The 18678-nt window shown below is 44.3% G+C and carries 15 protein-coding genes; 11 read left to right on the top strand and 4 right to left on the bottom strand.

The genetic code is table 11. From position 1 onward, the window contains the following. Positions 1-347: 347 nt before the first annotated feature. Positions 348-827 carry a YehS family protein gene (locus HOP38_RS22475; RefSeq protein WP_198559035.1) on the bottom strand — a complete coding sequence of 160 codons (480 nt, stop codon included), beginning with the start codon at positions 825-827 and terminating at the stop codon, positions 348-350. A gap of 562 nt (positions 828-1389) precedes the next feature. Between HOP38_RS22475 and HOP38_RS22470 the strand changes: the two genes are divergently transcribed. Beyond that, on the top strand, positions 1390-1659 hold the full coding sequence (locus tag HOP38_RS22470) for a hypothetical protein (protein WP_006069509.1): 270 nt from the start codon (positions 1390-1392) through the stop codon (positions 1657-1659). A gap of 84 nt (positions 1660-1743) precedes the next feature. Here HOP38_RS22470 and HOP38_RS22465 read toward each other — a convergent pair whose 3' ends face one another. Beyond that, the gene (locus HOP38_RS22465) at positions 1744-3525 is read right to left on the bottom strand and encodes an ABC transporter ATP-binding protein/permease (RefSeq protein ID WP_198559034.1); all 1782 of its coding nucleotides are present in this window, start codon (positions 3523-3525) and stop codon (positions 1744-1746) included. A gap of 355 nt (positions 3526-3880) precedes the next feature. On the opposite strand from HOP38_RS22465, the gene HOP38_RS22460 reads away from it, so the two are divergent. The 6 genes from HOP38_RS22460 to HOP38_RS22435 all read left to right on the top strand — a co-directional run bounded on the left by HOP38_RS22460 (position 3881) and on the right by HOP38_RS22435 (position 12214). Continuing rightward, positions 3881-5536 (top strand): ABC transporter substrate-binding protein, encoded by a 1656-nt coding sequence (locus tag HOP38_RS22460; RefSeq protein ID WP_062461093.1) that lies wholly within the window; start codon positions 3881-3883, stop codon positions 5534-5536. Between the two features lie 116 nt (positions 5537-5652). Next, on the top strand, positions 5653-6642 hold the full coding sequence (locus HOP38_RS22455) for an ABC transporter permease (protein WP_063606824.1): 990 nt from the start codon (positions 5653-5655) through the stop codon (positions 6640-6642). A gap of 13 nt (positions 6643-6655) precedes the next feature. After that, entirely contained in the window at positions 6656-7594 is a 939-nt protein-coding gene (locus HOP38_RS22450) for an ABC transporter permease (protein ID WP_198559033.1), read from the top strand. Further along, a complete protein-coding gene (locus HOP38_RS22445) occupies positions 7587-8594 on the top strand; it encodes an ABC transporter ATP-binding protein (protein ID WP_198559032.1) in 1008 nt (335 codons plus the stop codon). Before HOP38_RS22450 ends, HOP38_RS22445 begins: the two co-directional genes overlap by 8 nt. A 2-nt stretch (positions 8595-8596) precedes the next feature. Next, the gene (locus HOP38_RS22440) at positions 8597-9625 is read left to right on the top strand and encodes an ABC transporter ATP-binding protein (protein WP_198559031.1); all 1029 of its coding nucleotides are present in this window, start codon (positions 8597-8599) and stop codon (positions 9623-9625) included. Between the two features lie 21 nt (positions 9626-9646). Beyond that, the gene (locus HOP38_RS22435; RefSeq protein WP_198559030.1) at positions 9647-12214 is read left to right on the top strand and encodes a glycoside hydrolase family 3 protein; all 2568 of its coding nucleotides are present in this window, start codon (positions 9647-9649) and stop codon (positions 12212-12214) included. Positions 12215-12279: 65 nt separating this feature from the next. Here the strand turns inward: HOP38_RS22435 and HOP38_RS22430 are convergent, their stop codons facing one another. Further along, positions 12280-13179 carry a LysR family transcriptional regulator gene (locus HOP38_RS22430; protein WP_198559029.1) on the bottom strand — a complete coding sequence of 300 codons (900 nt, stop codon included), beginning with the start codon at positions 13177-13179 and terminating at the stop codon, positions 12280-12282. A gap of 142 nt (positions 13180-13321) precedes the next feature. On the opposite strand from HOP38_RS22430, the gene HOP38_RS22425 reads away from it, so the two are divergent. Next, a complete protein-coding gene (locus HOP38_RS22425; RefSeq protein ID WP_198559028.1) occupies positions 13322-13960 on the top strand; it encodes an NAD(P)-dependent oxidoreductase in 639 nt (212 codons plus the stop codon). 68 nt (positions 13961-14028) lie between these two features. Here the strand turns inward: HOP38_RS22425 and HOP38_RS22420 are convergent, their stop codons facing one another. Then, entirely contained in the window at positions 14029-14925 is an 897-nt protein-coding gene (locus HOP38_RS22420; RefSeq protein ID WP_006069520.1) for a LysR family transcriptional regulator, read from the bottom strand. A gap of 135 nt (positions 14926-15060) precedes the next feature. On the opposite strand from HOP38_RS22420, the gene HOP38_RS22415 reads away from it, so the two are divergent. From HOP38_RS22415 to HOP38_RS22405, 3 genes are all read left to right on the top strand, one after another. Beyond that, a complete protein-coding gene (locus HOP38_RS22415; protein WP_006069521.1) occupies positions 15061-15489 on the top strand; it encodes a PACE efflux transporter in 429 nt (142 codons plus the stop codon). A gap of 233 nt (positions 15490-15722) precedes the next feature. Then, positions 15723-16679, top strand: coding sequence for a sensor domain-containing diguanylate cyclase (locus HOP38_RS22410; RefSeq protein ID WP_198559027.1), 957 nt, complete (start codon positions 15723-15725; stop codon positions 16677-16679). Positions 16680-16876: 197 nt separating this feature from the next. Next, complete coding sequence (locus HOP38_RS22405) at positions 16877-18673, top strand: extracellular solute-binding protein (protein WP_231892912.1); 1797 nt, start codon at positions 16877-16879, stop codon at positions 18671-18673. Positions 18674-18678 lie beyond the last annotated feature (5 nt).

Here is an 18678-nt window from a genome sequence, read left to right as displayed (position 1 = left end):
TGACCCATGCTCGCATGACCAAAAGTATGGAAAAACTCTATATACTTGGCCAGTTTTAGTGAATCACTACAAGGTGTCTGGAATAGCTTGATCAGAATATAGGCCCCTAACTGGCTTAAGGTTTTAGCTTGGGTTTAGCTTGGTAAGTTCATAGGGTGCTGTGTGTGTCTTGATTCTAAAAGCTGACCAGATTTCAGCGTGGTTTGATAGGTATCTACTGAAGAAAGACAAGGAGTAGACGTTATTGTGAAGCTCTAGTATTGGTCCTTAACATGATAAAAGCGAGTAGCCAAAATGAAATGGCTCTCGCTTTTTAATCAATTACCACGTTCGATTCGAGATAAAAATTATCCAGTAAACTCTTCAGAATCGGGACGATTGGTAAACTGCACACCATTTAAGAAGTCGCACAGCAATTGGTCTTCACACTGTTTGTAGTTTTTGTTGTTTGGCTTGCGGAAATACGCACCAATTTCGTATTTACTTAAACTAATACCAACCACTTCTAACACGTCCAACACATCTTCTGCTTTCATGTCTAGCGCAATGCGCAGCTTCATGAGAATCATGTTGTTGGTCAACGCGACTTCTGGCTTAGGTTGCTCGCCGTCTTTTTTTCCTCGCTTGAGGTTAATAAAGCCATTTAAGAATACCGCCAACTCTTGATCCTTCATCTTAACGCAAGATTTGTCGCTTTCATCTCTTAACCAGTTTGCCACTTTATCGTGAGCCACAGTGACTTCGGCCTGCCCGAAAGCTTTCATTATCTGTGCGTTTTTAAGGTTTAACGCGTGTTGGATACGACGTAAAATTTCGTTGTTAGTCACTAGGGATTCCTAAAATGAGTTCTAAGGGTGAATAAAAATCCATCAATTACATGCGATCTGTGGGTGTCTTTATTCAATAGCGTAGTTGACGGTGACTCTAACAGAGAACACGTTTCTTCGGTAGGTTAAAAAAGGGAAATAAGACGGCCTATTAGAACTAGTTGGCTAAGTTGGTAAGAGCCCATTTTCATAGACACTATGCTGATTAGAAGAAGTTGGTCAAACCACCTCACAGTGATTTGTGAGGTTGATGTTACTGGCAAGGAATAGGGTAATAATAAGCTAGCCTCGTCACTCAGTTTGCGAAGTGGACCATACGATTCAGTGGCGCTGTCAGTAGATTCCTGCCTTCGCAGGAATGACAGGGTTTGAGTTTGGGTATTTTTCTTTGGAAATTTGCCCATCCTGAAATGCGCAGGGGAGTCGAAGAGTTACAGTGACGGGTGTTGTAAATGTCAGCGTATTAATGAGTGATCACTCAAGATTTGACAGTTTGTGTTGGCGAAATGACCAGACTTGGCTAGCTTCATAGAGTGACTACACTAACGACAAGGAGAATGCGATGGATTGTAGCTCGCTTGCGGTTTGCATGAATATTAACGGAACGGATTTGACGTTAGCATGGGGACCTAACAAAACTAAACAGCAGTGTCTTGACGAATACCACAGTATAACGGCCGACCTTAATGCTAAAACCTATACGCTCAACCTGAAAGATCATGCTGGCTCAACGCTGGTTAAACCGATTTCACACCGAAAAGCCTCTGAGTTAATGGACGAGTGGGGTGATATACAAAACAACTTAAACCAAGATCTAGATATTCACTGGTAGCGGTTCGAATAGAAACTTCTATGCCCTTGTTTGGATTTGACCAAACAAGGGCTTTTACATTAATGATTTGTACAACTGCCGCTATTATCTCACGACGGGCTGTTTAAACTGTAGCTCCACCAAACGCTTATATAGTTCGCAATTTTCTAGCAACGAATGATGATCGCCAATATCGACCAAACGACCATGGTCTAACACCGCAATTTGGTCTGCGTGCTGAATGGTTGAAAGACGGTGCGCGATGATGATAGTGGTTCTTCCGACCATTAACTCTTCTAATGCTTGTTGTACATGATGTTCACTCTCGCTATCGAGGGCGCTTGTGGCTTCATCAAGCAGAAGGATTTTTGGATCTTTGAGGATAGCGCGCGCAATAGCGATGCGTTGGCGTTGCCCTCCAGAAAGTCGCACGCCCCTTTCTCCTAAGAAGCTGTGGTAGCCATCTGGCAACTGCATTATGAACTCATGGGCATGGGCTTTTTTCGCTGCTTCAATTACTTGCTCATCGGTCGCTTCTGGATTGCCGTAACGGATATTGTGAAAGACGTCGTGACTAAACAAAGCGGGTTGTTGTGGAACTAGGGCCATTTGCTTGCGAAGTTCGTGAGGGTCAAACTCTCGAATATCGACGTTACCTAACTTCACTTGTCCGGCTTGAGGATCGTAGAAACGCTGCAAAAGCTCAAATACCGTTGTTTTACCTGCTCCAGACGGCCCAACGAGTGCAAGTACTTTACCTTCGTCTGCTTTGAGGGTTAACCGTTCAGTGGCAGATTGAGAAGGTCGGGAAGGGTAATGGAAGGTTACATCGTCAAACGTAACTTCAGATCGCAGCGTATTGGTAGCATTGAAGATGCTATCAGGCGCCTTGATATGGCTGTCAACTTGCAGGATTTCTACCAAGCGCTCGGTTGCGCCAGCAGCGCGTTGCAGCTCACCTAAGACTTCTGAAATGGTCGCTAAAGAAGAAGCCACCATAATTGCGTAGAATACAAAAGCACCAAGGTCACCGGCTGACATGGTGCCGTGGATCACGTCGCTGCCCCCAACCCAAAGCATGCCAGCAATGGCAGTAAAAACAATGACGATAACGCCAGAAATCAAGATAGCGCGCTGCTTAACGCGCCTACGTCCAATGTCATAAGCTCGTTCTACTTCCTCAGCAAAAGCCGCACGCTCTTGCGCCTCAAAACTGTAACTTTGGACCGTTTTGATATGTTCAATCGCTTCGCCTGCGTAGCTGCCTACGTCCGCCATAGAGTCTTGGCTTTGACGTGAGAGTGCTCTTACACGACGCCCGTAGAACAAGATGGGAATCAAAATAAACGGAACTGATGCTAACACAATGAGCGTCAACTTAATGTTGGTGGCAAACAGCATGATAATCGCACCAATACACATAAGCGCACTGCGCATTGCCATAGAAAAAGAAGAACCAATGATACTTTGCAATAGCGTCGTATCCGTGGTGATTCGAGACATGATATCGCCGCTGCCGTTGGTCTCAAAATAACTCGGATGCAGGGTAATGATGTGATTGAATACCGCGAGGCGAATATCTGCGCTGACGCGTTCACCAACAGAAGAAACTAAATAGAATCTAAAAAAGGTGCCAATGGAAATGCACATGGTGACCAACATGATAAATTGAATCGCATTACCCAAGTCTTGCAGTGATTGCTGAGCAAAGCCTTGGTCAATTAAGATTCGAACCCCATGACCAACAGACAGAGTGAGGCCTGCGGTGAAGATGAGTGCTACCAGAGCGGCAAATACTTTGGCTTGGTAAGGGCGAATGAAGTTAACCAGTTCTAATAGAATACCTAAGTTTTTGCTCTTAGCTCTGGATTGATCTTGTTGTTGCATTGATGTGCCTAATCGTTCGCTTTATTACTTAAGGTTATGGGGGTGGATTAACAAATAGCAACACTATTGCCTATTTCTGATCCCAAAAGCGTGAGCTAGAATAGCCAGAGAATGAATTTTCATGAAATATTTCAACCTAATTCAATGATTAATATAAATTAAATTATGCAAATTATAGAAAAGTTTCATGAGTGAGAAGGTTTCTGTGCAACGCTTTTTAGTTTTAACAAATAGGCAACCCATTGCCGATCCAATGTGGTTTTAGTCACGTTTATAAACCGAATTCCTCGCTAGTATCCTTGAAAAACAACGATAACGAACTTCGCCTACACAGTTCATAAACAAGGATAGATAGATGAAAAAAACGCTGCTTCTTACTTCTGCAATTGCTGCATCAATGGTTATCCCCGCTCACGCTGAAGAATCGTCTTCCATGCCAAACTTGAAGATTCTCAATGAATTCTCAACTGGCTGGGTGCGTAACTTTAACCCTTGGTTTGGTGGTCGTTCAGACTTTGCTTATGAGTCGCTATACATCTTCGATATCTTAGACTCGAAAAACGTCCATCCTTGGCTAGCAACAGGCTATGAACTGAGCGATGATTTGACGGTACTGACTGTCGACCTTCGTGAGGGTGTTCTTTGGTCTGATGGGAAACCGTTCACGGCTGATGATGTTGTGTTTACTTACGAGTATCCGAAAGCACATCCAGAGATCGATACCGGCGGTGTCAGCGGTAAAGTCGACAAAGTCGAGAAGGTTAATGACCTGCAAGTTAAAATCTATCTAAAAGAACCGAATGCGTTTGCAGCGCGCGATGTTCTTGGTGAAACGGTTCGTATCGTCCCTAAACATATTTGGGAAGGTAATGATTCGCCAGCCCAAAGCACGAATGATAACCCAGTGGGCACGGGCCCATTCACAGAAATCCAGCGTTTTACACCACAAGTTTATGTTCAGTGTCGTAACCCAAATTACTGGAATAAAGACCTCAAAATCGACTGTTTAGAGTTCCCGCAATTCTCAAGTAACGATGCAGCGCTAGAGATGCTTTCAAAAGGAATCGTGGACTGGGCAGGTATCTTTATTCCTGATATCGAGCGTACGTTTGTTTCTAAACATCCAAATAACAAGTACTGGTTCCCATCAAACGATGGTGTTCGAATCACATTCAACTACAAAACAGAGAATGAAGGCGCAAATAAAGCCTTCCATGATGTGAACTTCCGTAAAGCGGTAAGCCTATCAATGGACCGTGAAGCCATGATGATGATTGGTTCTTATGGTTACGTTGTCGGTGGAAACCCAGCAACAAACTTACCAAAAGGTATGTGGAATTGGCGTGACGAACAAGCCGACAAAACTTGGGCTGAAGTGAACCAGTACGACATTAACAAAGCTAAGCAGTTATTAGCAGACGGCGGTTACAAAGATACTAATGGAGACGGCTTTGTTGAGAACCCAGATGGCAGCAAGTTAACCTTTAAGATCCAGGTACCAAGTGGTTGGAGTGATTGGGTAAACAACACTTCTATTGCGGTAGAAGGTCTGCGCATGGCAGGTATCGATGCAACGGTAATTACTCCAGAAGCTAATGCGTATGCGAAAAACTGGGAAACAGCGAACTTCGATGCCACATTCGGTGCTGGTTCGATGCAATCTTCAGTATGGAAGTTCTACGATTTCACTATGGGTTCTGAATACGTACAAAGTCCAGTGTGGTGGTCTACTACCGTTAGTAACTATGTTGACCCACAACTTGACCAGTGGATCTCAGAGCTAGGTTTGACTAAAGACGAAGATCAACAGAAGAAAATTGCGGCTAACGTAGAACGTTACTTTGCCGAAAATGTGATTCAAATTCCTCTTTACTACAACGGTATCTGGTACGCATATAACGACTCTCGCTTCGAAGGTTGGGCTAATGAAGATAATCAAATTGGTCACCCTGCACCTTGGAATGGCATGAGCCGTCTTGTTCACCTAATGAACCTAAAACCGAAAGGTTAATCCAGTTTAGCGTGGTCTCTTGAGCGAGGGAGGCTGCGCTTTTTTCTCTCACTTCTCTTACTTGTCGGCTCCCCATAAGGGGGAGCTGAGGGGAAAGTCTAATTGGAATTTAGGTTATGAGATATTTATTAAGCCGATTTGGCTTCTATTTGCTGGCCTTTGTCGCCGCAGTAACCATTAACTTTTTCTTGCCAAGATTGATGCCTGGTGACCCAATTCAATCATTTTTGGGGCGTCTTGCACAAAATGGTGGGCAAATTACACCAGAGACCATCGCTTCTCTTGAAGCTCTTTATGGTTATTCCACCAATACTCCACTGTTTCAACAGTTTTTAACTTACCTACAAAGCATCATGACGGGTGAGTGGGGAACATCGACACGTTTCTTCCAACCTGTATTTGATGTTCTTGGCCGTGGCATGTTGTGGACGTTGTTGTTGGTTGGTTCTTACCTTGTCGTGTCTTATACCATCACAACGTTGCTCGGTATTTGGGTGGCTTGGAAGCGAGGCACGTGGGTCGATTCTGTCATCACTGTGGGTTCGGTAGTGATATCGTCGATTCCTGCCGTAGTAATGGCTCTACTTATGTACTTTATCTTTGCATCAGATCTCGGCTGGTTTCCGACGAGTTATGCGTACGACCCATCGCTCGATCCGGCAATGAGTTTTGAATTTGTCAGCAGTGTGGCTTATCACTTAGCACTGCCATTGCTCAGCATGGTACTGCTTGGAATGGGCAACGTTATGGGCATGCGTTCCAACATGATCAACCAGCTTGGTGAAGACTTTATTGTCATGGGCTGGGCTAAAGGTGTGAAAGACAAAAAGGTGATGCTGCAATACGGTGCGCGCAACGCAGTGCTGCCAATGATCACTACATTTGCTATGTCGGTTGGCGCCATCTTCGCGGGCTCGCTGATTATCGAAATCATATTCAATTACCCGGGATTAGGACAGGTCATGTTCCAAGCCATGCTTGCGCGTGATTACCCGTTGATTCAAGGCTACCTGCTTATCATGACCATCATGGTATTGGGCGCTAACTTTATCGCAGATTTACTGCTGTTCGTGCTTGACCCACGTCTTCGCACTGAGTTGGGTTAAAGGAGTTAAGAGCATGAAATACTTTAAAATGGCTAAACAATTTTTCTTGGATAACCCCAAAGCTGCGGTTGGGATCTTCTTAGTCGCAACAGTGGTGTTGATGTGTGTTTTTGCACCGCTGCTTACCGATGTATTGCCGGGAGCTCGCGTTGGTCGACCACACCAAGCACCAAACCCAGACAATATTCTAGGTACGACGCGTATGGGGCGTGATGTCTGGTCTCAGCTTCTTTATGGTGGTCGCGTTTCGCTTATGGTTGGCTTCGTCGCTGGCACGTTTGTGATTGTAATGGCGATGGTGATAGGTATCGCTTCTGGTTACTTCGGCGGTGTGATTGATAACGTATTGTCATTCTTTACTAACTTAGTGATGGTTATTCCAAGCCTACCGTTAATGCTGGTATTGGCTGCGTTCTTGGACCAAGTGTCGCCTCTGGTTATCGCGATAATAATTGGTGCAACGTCATGGCCGTGGGGAGCTCGCGTACTACGTGCTCAGACCTTAGCGATTCGAAATAAGGACTTTGTCCACGCCGCTGAAGTGATGGGTGAAACCAAACCGAGAATGCTGTTTGCTGAAATTATGCCAAATATGATGTCGATTCTGGCGAGTAGTTTTATTGGTACGGTCATCTACGCCATTATGACGCAAGCGACCTTAGAGTTTATTGGGTTGGGTGACCCCCTTGCAGTGACGTGGGGCGGTATGTTGTACAACGCCGACCAAACTTCTGCGATACGTATTGGTGCGTGGTGGGAAATTATGGCCCCTTCTGTTGCGTTAGCGTCGGTCGCCATTGGTCTAGCGCTTATCAACTTCTCGATTGATGAAATATCAAACCCGAAACTGAAAGCTCAACGAATCATGGCCCGTTATCGTCGTGAAGAGAAGAAAGCAGCGAAACAAACTGCGAAGCAACAGCGCTTAGAAATGGAGAGTGCCAATGGTTAATTTCACACATACAGAAACGTCTAAGTTGGTGGATGTCCGAAATCTCTGCGTCGACTACGTGACTTTTGATGGCAAAGTTCGTGCAGTGAATAACGTCAGCTTTCACATTAACCGTGGCGAGATTTTAGGGCTAGCGGGCGAGTCAGGTTGCGGTAAGTCAACTATTGCTTACTCGCTAATGCGTTTGCACAGACCGCCTGCATTGATCTCTGAAGGTGAAATCCTATTCGAAGGTCAAGATGTACTGAAAATGGGCGACGATGAGTTAAGAAACTTCCGCTGGAAGGATACGTCGATGGTTTTCCAAAGCGCAATGAACTGTTTAAACCCAGTGAAAACCATTGAATATCAGTTCTTTGATATTTTCGATGCTCATGGTTTGGTATCTAGCCGAGAGGAATCCATTGAGAAAGCGAAAGAGTTGCTCCGTATTGTAGATATTCCAACAGAGCGTCTGTTTGACTACCCACACCAGTTTTCTGGTGGTATGCGACAACGTGTTGTCATTGCTATGGCGCTAGCTCTAAATCCAAAGCTACTTATTATGGATGAACCTACTACTGCACTTGATGTGGTGGTACAACGCGAAATCCTGCAAAAAGTGTATGAGCTTAAAGAGCGTTTTGGTTTCTCTATTTTGTTTATTACCCATGACCTCAGTTTGATGGTGGAGCTATGTGACCGTATTGGCATCATGTACTCAGGTCAACTGGTGGAGCTCGCACCATCGAAGATCATTTTGCAGCAACCAAACCATCCTTATGCACATGGCTTGGGTGACTCATTCCCGACGTTAAAAGGTGAGTTACAAGAGATGAAAGGAATTCCAGGTTCGCCTCTCGATCTAAAAAATGTGCCTTCAGGCTGTCGTTTTGCGCCTCGTTGTTTTAAAGCCACTGCACAGTGCCGAACACAAGAACCCAATTTGGTCAGCTTAGGAGAGTCGCGTTGGGTGGCTTGTCATACTCCACTACAACTTGAAGCCGAAGGAGTGGCGTAATTATGAATGCAAGAAGTCCTCATATTGACCAAGCGGCATTGGATGCAAAGCATCCGGTTATTTTGGAAGCCAAAGACCTTTGCATCGACTTTCGCAAAAAAGGTGACTCTATTTTTTCACCAAAGCAGTACTTACGTGCTGTTAATGGACTCAATTTCCAACTACGTGAAGCGCGTTGTGTAGCAGTGGTTGGGGAGTCTGGGTGTGGCAAAAGTACCAGTGCAAAAATAGCGACTAAGATTCACAAGGCCACAGAAGGTGGTATCTATTATCACGGCACCAACATCGATGAATTTACCTCTGGAGAAGAGCTAGATGCATATCGACGCGATGTACAGATGGTATTCCAAGACCCGTTCAGTTCGTTAAATCCGCTGCATACGATTCGCTATCACCTGATGCGTCCAATGCAGATTTACCACGGATTAAAACCGGGTAAAGAAATGGAATATCGCCTAATAAAAATCCTAACCCAAGTGGGTTTAATACCGCCGCAAGAAGTGTTGGATAAGTTTCCACATCAGTTGTCAGGCGGTCAACGTCAGCGTGTTTTCTTGGCAAAAACATTGGCTATAGGTGCGAAAGTGATTCTGGCGGATGAGCCAACGTCAATGTTGGATGTCTCGATTCGAATTGGTGTGCTTAACTTAATGAATCGCATGAAGCATGAGATGGGCAAGTCATTTATGTATATCACCCATGATATTGCTACGGCACGCTATTTTGCAGAAGACACCATAGTGTTGTACTGCGGTCATATGGTCGAGTGGGGAGACACAGAGCAAATCACGCAAAATCCACAACACCCGTATACCCAGTTATTGCTTGCGGCGGTGCCGGATCCGAGCCGCAGCATTCACGAGAAACTACCAACGCACCGCTCGATGGAAACACCAATGTGGTCACCTGAAAAGAAAGGTTGCCCGTACGCAGGGCGTTGCCCACAGGCGAAAGCGGAATGTTCGCAGTATTTGCCTGAACCGGTAGAAATTTCAGCTAATCACTTTACTCGTTGTCATTTATTCACATAGTTTTGTATTTAGGAATTCAAGATGTCTTATCAAACACCTTACTTTAAAGAATGGCCACAAATTAAATCTGCAATCGCTAAAGACGCTGCAATAGAAAACGAAGTCGCAAGCATTGTGGCTCAGATGACTACCGAAGAGAAACTGGGTCAGATGATTCAGCCGGATCTTCGCGGTGTAAGCCCAGAAGAGGCTAAGCAATACAAGCTAGGCTCAATATTGAATGGCGGCGGAGCATGGCCAAACGAGAATAAGCACTCTAGCGCTCAAGATTGGAGCGATAAAGCGGATGAGTTCTGGCATGCGATTGAAGAAGCCTATGCAGATAGGCCATTCCGTATTCCATTTATGTGGGCGACTGATGCAGTGCATGGTCACAACAATGTATTTAGCGCGACAGTCTTCCCGCACAACATTGGTTTAGGCGCAGCACGCGACCCTGAGTTGATTCAACGAATTGGCAAAATTACGGCGGTTGAAGTTGCAGCAACAGGATTAGACTGGACCTTTGCTCCAACAGTAGCAACGCCACGTGATTTACGTTGGGGACGTGTTTACGAGGGTTACTCTGAAGATCCTGAAATCACCTTCGCTTATGCCGCTAAAATGGTCACGGGCCTTCAAGGTACGGCGGATGATCTGAAAGGTGAGCATCATGTGATTTCTAACGTGAAACACTGGGTTGGAGATGGCGGTACGCTCACTGGGGTAGACAGAGGTAAAAATGGCTACTCAGAAGATCTACTCAGAAATATCCATGCAATGGGCTATTTCAGCGGTCTAGAGGCCGGTGCTCAAGTAGTCATGTCTTCATTTAATACATGGGAAAATGAAGCGAATTATGACCACAACCCCGAAGTGGGTGAGCGCTATAACTATAAGATTCATGGTAGTAAATATCTTCTAAATGATGTGCTCAAAGGCAAAATGGGCTTCGATGGTCTTATTGTCACGGATTGGCATGGGCATGCGGAAGTTAGCAAATGTACCGACGGCGATGCAACGTATGCGATTAATGCAGGCAACGATGTGTTAATGGTTCCGGTGCATGAGCACTGGATAGCGGTGTACCACAAAGCGCTAGAAGACATTAAGTCAGGTGTAATCCCAATGGAGCGTATCGACGATGCGGTTACTCGTATTCTCCGCGTCAAAATGCGTGCTGGTTTATGGGATAAGCCTTCACCGAAAAAGAGAGCGCTAGCAGGCAAGCAATCTTTATTGGGTGCGCCAGAGCATCGAGAAGTAGCACGAGAAGCGGTACGCAAATCTTTGGTGTTATTAAAAAACAAAGATCAGTTATTACCTCTGAATCCAAATCAAAAAGTATTGCTTACGGGTAGTGCTGCAGACGACCTACAAAAGCAGTCTGGTGGTTGGAACTTAACGTGGCAGGGTGATGAGAATACACTTGATGATTTCCCGGGAGCAACGACGTTCAAAATGGCTCTTGTCAATGAACTGGGTTGTGACAATGTCACTTACGATCCGCAACTAGAGTCGACTATTCAAGCAGGCGATGTTGCAATTGTAGTCATTGGTGAAGATCCTTACGCTGAAATGATGGGTGATATCAAGGCCTGGCAAACACTTGAGTTTGGCAAGCTTAAACGCAGCTACAAGGCTGATGTAGAGAAAATTCACAAGTTACACAAACTGGGTGCTAAAGTGATTACCGTATTCTACAGCGGTCGTCCTTTGTACTTGAATGAAGAGATAGCTAAGTCGAATGCCTTTGTCGCTGCTTGGCTTCCAGGAAGTGAAGGTGAGGGCATCACAGATGTGTTGATTGCTGACGCTCAAGGTAACGCTCGTTATGACTTCCAAGGTAAGCTGTCATACAGTTGGCCAAATAAAAAACGAAGTGCAACGGTCAGCCGTATTCCGCCACATATTCCAGATTATCAGGTGCCTGAGTTGGAGCAATCTCCATTGGGTGAGCACGCTCCGTTATTTGAATACGGCTACGGACTCAACTATTCAGATACGCTTCAACAGGCCGACCTTGACCAGATCGAGTTGGATGAGGCTGGTACTCAGGGCGAAGGTGTCGCCGATAGTGCGACAGAGATATACGGTATCAAATCGACAATTGGTGATTTCCAACTGAAAGTCGCCGATTTTGTTCATTGGATCGGCAGCGATGTATCGCGCAACAATCCTATGTCTCTGAGAACGATAGATACCAAACCGTATAACTATCAGCAGCAGCAAGATGCGGTAGAGTTGACGTTCAAAGGTGGGTTTGCGGCTGCGTACATCCAAACTGGTGATGGTGGTATTGAGAACTTGTCAGGTTATAACTCTGCCAAGGGAATGCTGAGTTTTGAGGTCAAGGTTTCTAAAGCACCTAAGCAGCCAGTTTATTTGTCTCTGCAAAAGTGGACGGAGAATAAGCTGCCGGATGACGTGGCAAAAATTGATATTGCCGATAAGCTGCAGTCCATTGACGAGTTTGTGACTATTGATATTCCGGTCTCACTTTTTGTTGCTCAAGATGTGGACCTCGCATTTTTGGATACGCCGTTCATGCTATTTAGTGAAGGACAGTTCAAAACGGTACTTGCTAATATCCGTTGGCATAATGACTAACAAGTGACGTTCAAATTGTTTAATCAAAGGCTCCTAAATAAGGAGCCTTTTTTGTTTTAAAAGCACTAGCGAGAGGTATCCGCTTTAATATCATTACTCCAAAAATCGGCAAGAAAATCTATAAACTGTCGAACGATAGGTAATTGGTAACTCCTTGAGAGATATACTGCCCAAAGTGTACTGGTTGGAATAGCGTAGTCTTTTAGAATTGGGGTAAGTGAACCCGATTCGATTAGCGGATTTGCCAAGTCACAAGGCAGTAAGACGATTCCCTTATCTCTTTGCGCTGCTTTTACTAATACGCCTAGATCATTTGCCTTTATGTTTCCACTAACGTTAACTGACACTGTCTCACCACCTTTGACTCCCTCCCAAGAAGTACGCTCCAAATGGAGAAAGCAGTTGTGATTGCTAAGATCATCAAACCGCGTTGGCTCGCCATGTTTTTCGATATAGTTTTTTGAGGCACATATCAGTGAGTCGATAGACATGAGTTTACGAGCAATAAGATTGTCTGCTGGTTTGTTGGTATAACGAAGTGCGATGTCGATACGCTCGTCAACTAATTCAGCAAAACTGTCCGAGGCAAAAAGCTGAATAACAACGTTGGGGTGCTGTTCTGTGAACTGCTCAACAGCATCCAGTAAGATGTTTTGTGTTAAGCCAATAGGCGCCGCAACACGAACCGTACCGGAGAGATAAGGGGTTTGTGGCTGAGATGAGAGTTCTAACTGTGACGTTTCGTGCAAAATGCTTTCACATCGCGTCAGTGCTTGTTTACCGGCTGTCGTTAGACTGACTTTGCGTGTGGTCCGGTGAAGCAACCGCTGCTCCAACCACTGTTCTACTTCGTTAACGTGACGAGAAACTTGTAAGCGACTTAAACCAAGGCGTTCGGCTGCCTTAGTGAAACTGGCGCAGTGAGCTACCTCGACAAAACTGCGCATCGCTGTAAGTCTATCCATCATCGGCTCCTGTTAGATATGAAGCTTATTAGTAACTCAACTAGATACAAACTGCATCAATTTTGTGAATTTATCTCGAAAAAAGGTTCTATTAGACTGTCAACGTCATCAAGAAAACACCAAACAAGACGGAGAGATAATTATGAAAGTAGCAGTAGTAGGCGCAACAGGTTGGATTGGTAGCCATATTTTAAACGAAGCTAAACAGCGTGGTCATGAAGTTGTAGCACTGGTTAGAGAAGTGAATCGAGTTGAAGATCCAGATATTGAAGCTAGAGCGTTTGACCTCACAGCGCCTATCGGCGAGATGGTCGACTCAATATCCGGTGTCGATGCCGTGATTGCTTCCATAGGCGGACGCGCGAAAGGTAACCACGACATTGTGAAACAGGCAGCTAAAAAGCTACTCACGTCGGTCTCGGAAGCGAAAATAGGGCTTTTGCTGTGGGTAGGTGGTGCTGGCTCTCTGGAAGTTGCACCGGGAGTGACTTTGATTTCAACTCCAGAGTTCCCTGAAGAATATAAAGCTGAAGCCATCGCACAAGGGGAAGCGCTTGATGTGTTCAAACAAGCTGCCAACGGCGTGAATTGGACATATGTATCTCCAGCTGCGGAGATTTTTCCGGGAGAAACGTTATCAAAATACCGTACTGGTAGTGAACAACTATTGCTTGATGAACAAGGCAACAGCCGAATTTCAGTAAGCGACTACGCTAAGGCTATGATTGATGAGTTAGAGTCTAATCAACACCCAAACCAGCGAATTGGTGTGGCTTATTAGTAATCTGATATTTATTAACAGGTGATTTGGCCAAAGATGACAAACCATCTTTGGCCCTGTTTTCAGTGCTACTGCCATTGATTATCAGCAAATTGATGTTGTTGTAATAGTTCAATAAGAGCGTTTAGTACCGGGCCATTAGTACGACTTCGTGACACAAGACAACCAACCGTCGTCACCCAGCCACTTTTTTCATGAGCCACAGGTAATGCAACCATTCTCCCTTCAGCCATAGGCTTCTTAACTAACATTTCAGGCAAGTTAGACCATCCCAATCCTTCTGAGACCATATCAACGAGCGTTTTGTGGTCGTTTGCGTACCAAATATTAGAGCTAATGCCGTAGGTAAACCATAGCTCCTGTTTTTCAACACTTCGGTGGACACATTGCCGAAAATACTTTAAGTCGGAGTCCTTGACCACTGGCAATCGTGTGAGTTCGTGGTTTGGAGCGACAACGGTTAAGAAACGAGCTTGACCGAGGATGAAAATATCCATGTCTACTTTTAACTCACCGTCGGCATAAACAATACCTATCTGTGCTTTGTCTTGCCGAATGAGTTCTTCGATATCAAACGTTGAAGCGCAAATAAGCTCGAAGTTAGTAATAGGGAACTGAGCTGCCAAAGGGGACAACAGCTTAATAAACTCTTGGTTCATCAAGCTATCGTCGACAGCGATGGTCAGTTCGTGTTCTGAGTCATTGGAAAGAGCTTCGATCTTTTGGTCGAAGTATTTTTGCTGATGCAATATAGAGCGAGCAATAGGAAGAAGTGCTTTGCCATTTTCGGTGAGCTCGGGTGTGTTTTTTTCTCGACTAAATAAGGTTTGATCAATGGCGATCTCCAAATTAGAAATGGCTTGGCTTACCCCTGATTGGGCTCTTTTAAGCTTACGCGCTGCGGCGGAAAATGAACCGTGCTCGCAAACCGCTACAAACACTTTAAGCTGCTCAAAACTGTACATTGTGATACCCCAAAAAGTCGAAATGCCAATTTAAGCTATCACGATGTGTGATGGTTGTTAACTTTCTATATTGCTGAGAATACCGATAATCACCGCATACGATGTCCCCAAACAAAAAATAGTGAGGAATTTATAATGGGAATAGTAGAGCGTGTCTTTCACTCAGTGCTTTTTGAAGCGTTGGCAGTGACGTTTTCAGTTATCGGATTAGCGTTGTTTACCAACCATGATGTTGCTGCATTATCAGGAACTATGATAGTTATTGCCACCATGGCGATGTGTTGGAATTATCTATTTAACATGATGTTTGACTCTTTTGTTCAAGGGGAAAAGACACTGCGTTCTTTGAAGACGAGGATAGTTCATGTTGTTCTTTTTGAAGCAGGTCTATTGCTGGTTACTATTCCTGCAATGGCTTACTTACTTAACGTTTCTTTACTAGAGGCGTTTGTGATGGATATTGGTGTCACGATTTTTATTACCATCTACGCTTTCTTGTTCAACCTGATCTATGACTATGCTCGTGTTTGGATAGTTACCAGCCGTATAGAAATGGCGAAATAACCTATGAAGACAAGACAGAGTGAACTTTAAAAACGCTCTGTCTGAAAACACGGATAGTCTGCACGAAAGTTGACCTGTGTAGCTCTAATCATGTGATGTTGGTTCAAAAATGTGGAGCGTCTACCAAATTTAAACTTTTGGCTTAAAAAAAGGGATATCGTCGAAGCAATATCGCTAACTAGGGTTTAGACTCTATTATTCGATATTCAACGTTATGCACTTTTTTACGATTTATGCTTGAACTTATATTGTCAGCACATCAAGGTTCCTCCGAAGAATTACTAGGCTTATCCGAAGTCTTTGATGCGGTGGATGCTTATATTTTCATTAAAGACAATAAAGGGAAGTACCAGTATGTTAATCGTAAAGTACTCGACAACTTTGATGTCACAATAAAAGGGATAAAAGGCAAAACGGATTGGCACCTGTTCAACTTCAGTGTTGCTAAAAAAATGCGTATCAATGACAAAAAGGTGATTGCAACTAAGAAGCCGACGCAGCAAAAAATCCCTTTCAATATCGATAATCAGGAGTTGTACCACTTAACGGTTTCGTCACCCATTATCAAGAACGGCAAAGTGCTTGGAGTTATTGGGTTTGCTGTTGATGTCTCAAAGGATATGGAAGAACGTCAGACCTTGCTAGAAGAAGCTAACACTGATGGCCTTACCGGATGTTTCAATCGACGTTACCTGCATTTAGCCTTAGAACAGCAAAAACAAAACTTCGCTCAGAGCCAAACGCCAAGTTCACTGCTTATTATTGATGTAGATCGCTTTAAACCAATTAATGATAAATATGGGCACTCTATAGGAGATAGAGTATTAATTGATGTCGTTAAGGTTATTAAACGCTTTACGCGTGAAGAAGATATGCTGTGCCGATATGGCGGTGATGAGTTTGTACTTTTGTTACCGGGCAGCAATATCGATCAAGCCTATGCATTAGCGGGACGTTTGTCCGAAAAAATAGACAAGCTAACCTTTAAGAGCAGTGGGGGTAAGTCGTTCAATGTTTCTTGCTCCATCGGGGTAGCGACTCATACGGTCGAAGACGCGAACATCATTGAGCTGGCTGATAAAGCTTTGTATGTCTCGAAGAAAGGCTGTTCAGAAAAAGTACATATGCATTGTCCTAAAACTCAACAAATCCTTCATTGTCACTATTGTGATGCAGAAGTGAGCGCCTAGCTCCAACTGTTGCAAAGATTAACCCTTTATTAGCACGCTAGAGCCTTCCTCCCCTTGAAAACCCCGTGAAATACAGCTATTTATATCAGTATAAATACGTTTAAGCATCACGATGATGATAAGAAGAGAAAGGACGTTTCAACTCGGCCTTTCTCTATTTTGGGGAGAAAGGAATGGCGCTATTGAAGAGAGCAGCAATGGCTGTGGGAGTTGGTTTATTCACGAGTAGCGTATGGGCTGCCAATGTAATAGAGACGACAACCTTGGTGGGTTTTGGAACCGCAAAATACCCCGCAGACTTTAAACACTTCGATTATGTCAATCCTGACGCACCCAAATACGGAAAAGTAACCTACGGCCAAAACGGCACGTTTGATAACTTCAACCGATACGCCTCTCGCGGACAACCTGCTGCCGCTACTGGTAACCTCTACGATACGCTTATGTTCTCTCCAAGCGATGAGATCGATGCATTTTATCCTCTGATTGCTGAGAAAGTGCGTTACTCAGACGATTACTCGTGGCTTGAAGTCGATATCAATCCCAAAGCGAAATTTAATGATGGTGTTCCTATTACCGCCAAAGACGTTGAGTTTACTTATGCCAAGTTTGTAAAAGAGGGGGTACCGCAATTTCGTGCGTACTATAAAGACGTTAAAAGCGTAAAAGCAATTTCTGATCTCACTGTGCGTATAGAAATGTCGGTTCCAAATAAGGAAAAGTTATTCAGTTTAGCGCAAAGTACTCGTGTACTGCCTGAACACTACTGGAAAGATAAGAACTTTTCTGAGCCGCTAAATGAACCGCCTGTTGGCAGTGGTGCTTATAAGATCGTCGATTATAAGATGGGACAATCTCTAACTTACCAACTCGATGAAAACTATTGGGCAAAAGATCTTCCGGTGAATGTCGGACGCAATAACTTCAAAACGATTCAGTACGATTACTATCGTGATGACACGGTTATGTTAGAAGCATTCAAAGCAGGGGAGTTTGATTTTAGAGAAGAGTCCAGTGCTAAGTTTTGGGCTAGTTCCTATAACGGTGTGAATTTTGATAAAGGATATATCAAGAAAGAAGAGATTGAGCACCACAAACCAATGGCTACTCAGGCATTTGTGTTTAACACGGAGCGTCCTGTATTTAGCGACCCCAAAGTACGCGAAGCTCTAAACTACGCCATGGATTTTGAGTGGATGAACAAAAATATGTTCTATAACCAGTACACTCGAACTCGTAGTTATTTCCAAAACACCGACTATGAAGCAAAGGGTCTACCATCTGAAGCAGAACTTGAGGTCTTAAATAAATATAAAGGTAAGATCCCAGAGCGCGTCTTCACCGATGAATATAATCCACCGGTCACAGACGGATCAGGTCGCATCAGACCACAAATGCGCAAGGCCTTTGCACTGCTAAAAGAAGCCGGCTGGCAGTTAAAGAATAAAGTCATGACTAACATGGAAACGGGTGAGCCGCTGAGCTTTGAACTATTGATTTATAGCCCAACTTCCGAACGATTCGCGATTCCGGTGCAAAAGAACATGCGTGCGATGGGTATCGATATGCGCATTCGTACTGTCGACACTACACAATACTTGAAACGTTGGCGTGATCGAGACTTTGACATGGTCTCATCTCGTTACACAGCACATCCATATCCAAGCTCTGACTTGAAGATTGTTTGGAACTCTAATTTCATCGATTCGACCTATAACCAAGCGGGCGTTAAGGATCCTGTTATTGATGATCTGACTGACTTGATTGAACAAAATCAGCAAAACCCTGAAAACTTATTAGCGTTGGGAAGGTCTTTAGATAGAGTACTTCAGTGGAACTTTTACATTATCCCTCAGTGGTATATCAAAAAATACCGTGTAGCCACTTGGGATAAATTTGAGCGCCCTGATGTCTTACCTACTTACGACTTAGGTGTCGATACTTGGTGGGTGTCTAAAGAGAAAGCTGAAAAGCTTCCTGCAAAACGTCGATAAGAGGG

Origin of the sequence: Vibrio mediterranei (assembly GCF_013364395.1) — a bacterium.
Lineage (GTDB): Bacteria > Pseudomonadota > Gammaproteobacteria > Enterobacterales > Vibrionaceae > Vibrio > Vibrio mediterranei.
Note: the sequence above shows the minus strand (reverse complement) of the source record. Positions and strands in the feature narration are given on the sequence as shown.

Excerpts from the sequence above, each read along its gene's own strand:
- HOP38_RS22445 (WP_198559032.1), top strand. The coding sequence starts at position 7,587 with ATGGTTAATTTCACACATACAGAAACGTCTAAGTTGGTGGATGTCCGA.
- HOP38_RS22455 (WP_063606824.1), top strand. The coding sequence starts at position 5,653 with ATGAGATATTTATTAAGCCGATTTGGCTTCTATTTGCTGGCCTTTGTC.
- HOP38_RS22410 (WP_198559027.1), top strand. The coding sequence starts at position 15,723 with ATGCTTGAACTTATATTGTCAGCACATCAAGGTTCCTCCGAAGAATTA.
- HOP38_RS22425 (WP_198559028.1), top strand. The coding sequence starts at position 13,322 with ATGAAAGTAGCAGTAGTAGGCGCAACAGGTTGGATTGGTAGCCATATT.
- HOP38_RS22465 (WP_198559034.1), bottom strand. The coding sequence starts at position 3,525 with ATGCAACAACAAGATCAATCCAGAGCTAAGAGCAAAAACTTAGGTATT.
- HOP38_RS22415 (WP_006069521.1), top strand. The coding sequence starts at position 15,061 with ATGGGAATAGTAGAGCGTGTCTTTCACTCAGTGCTTTTTGAAGCGTTG.
- HOP38_RS22460 (WP_062461093.1), top strand. The coding sequence starts at position 3,881 with ATGAAAAAAACGCTGCTTCTTACTTCTGCAATTGCTGCATCAATGGTT.
- HOP38_RS22420 (WP_006069520.1), bottom strand. The coding sequence starts at position 14,925 with ATGTACAGTTTTGAGCAGCTTAAAGTGTTTGTAGCGGTTTGCGAGCAC.
- HOP38_RS22405 (WP_231892912.1), top strand. The coding sequence starts at position 16,877 with ATGGCTGTGGGAGTTGGTTTATTCACGAGTAGCGTATGGGCTGCCAAT.
- HOP38_RS22430 (WP_198559029.1), bottom strand. The coding sequence starts at position 13,179 with ATGGATAGACTTACAGCGATGCGCAGTTTTGTCGAGGTAGCTCACTGC.
- HOP38_RS22450 (WP_198559033.1), top strand. The coding sequence starts at position 6,656 with ATGAAATACTTTAAAATGGCTAAACAATTTTTCTTGGATAACCCCAAA.
- HOP38_RS22440 (WP_198559031.1), top strand. The coding sequence starts at position 8,597 with ATGAATGCAAGAAGTCCTCATATTGACCAAGCGGCATTGGATGCAAAG.
- HOP38_RS22470 (WP_006069509.1), top strand. The coding sequence starts at position 1,390 with ATGGATTGTAGCTCGCTTGCGGTTTGCATGAATATTAACGGAACGGAT.
- HOP38_RS22435 (WP_198559030.1), top strand. The coding sequence starts at position 9,647 with ATGTCTTATCAAACACCTTACTTTAAAGAATGGCCACAAATTAAATCT.